Here is a 724-nt window from a genome sequence, read left to right on the forward strand (position 1 = left end):
TTCATATGAATAATACCAATATCATTCATCATTTTATGGCCAGTGTAGCCGTGACTATCACCCGGTGTTGAATACGTATTGAATATACTATGGCTACCGAATGCCGTTTGCTTACCCCATGGGTCGTATGAGAAATGCTGCACAATATTTCCGCCAGCATTAGTAATCGACACCGTTGAGCCTAGGTTATCTTTATGCAGATATAGTGTTTCTTTCGAACCGTTACTTCTGTCAGTAACAATAACTGAACCGACATTGTATTTATGCTCTGTCACACCATTGGGTAATTTAGTGCGTTCGTACAGGCCTTTAACATAAAGTGTATCGGTTACTTTACCCGATTTCGTTAATTTTTGACGGTATAAACTTCTGTCATGTCCATACCAAAATTCGGTGGTAGCGGTACTACCTTTACTTATTTTGTATGGTTTGTCGAAAGCAGTATAATTAAACGTTCTATTGCCATCTGTTATTATGTTACCTCTATTGTCGTAACTAAAGGCATACAAACGTGTTCCCGATTTATTGGCACCGCTGTAAACGTATTCTAGCCTGTTCTTTTTCGCACCGTTATAGAAGTAATATCCCAGTCCATCTTTTTTCTTAAAGTTACCTAGGCGATCGTAGGTATAATTTTGCCTTTGTGTAGAGCCATTAACTTTCCGGTCTCTGTATTTTAGGCGGTTTTGCTCATCGTACCCAAAGCTTTCAGTAAAGTCTGTTG

The 724-nt window shown here is 39.0% G+C and carries 1 protein-coding gene; it reads right to left on the reverse strand.

Annotated elements, in window-relative coordinates:
- The coding region (locus JKP82_RS20685) for a hypothetical protein (RefSeq protein ID WP_218398583.1) at positions 1–724 on the reverse strand (724 nt) is incomplete at both ends.

The sequence above is a fragment of the Alteromonas lipotrueae genome (genome assembly GCF_019249215.1).
In the GTDB taxonomy this organism is placed as follows: domain Bacteria; phylum Pseudomonadota; class Gammaproteobacteria; order Enterobacterales; family Alteromonadaceae; genus Alteromonas; species Alteromonas lipotrueae.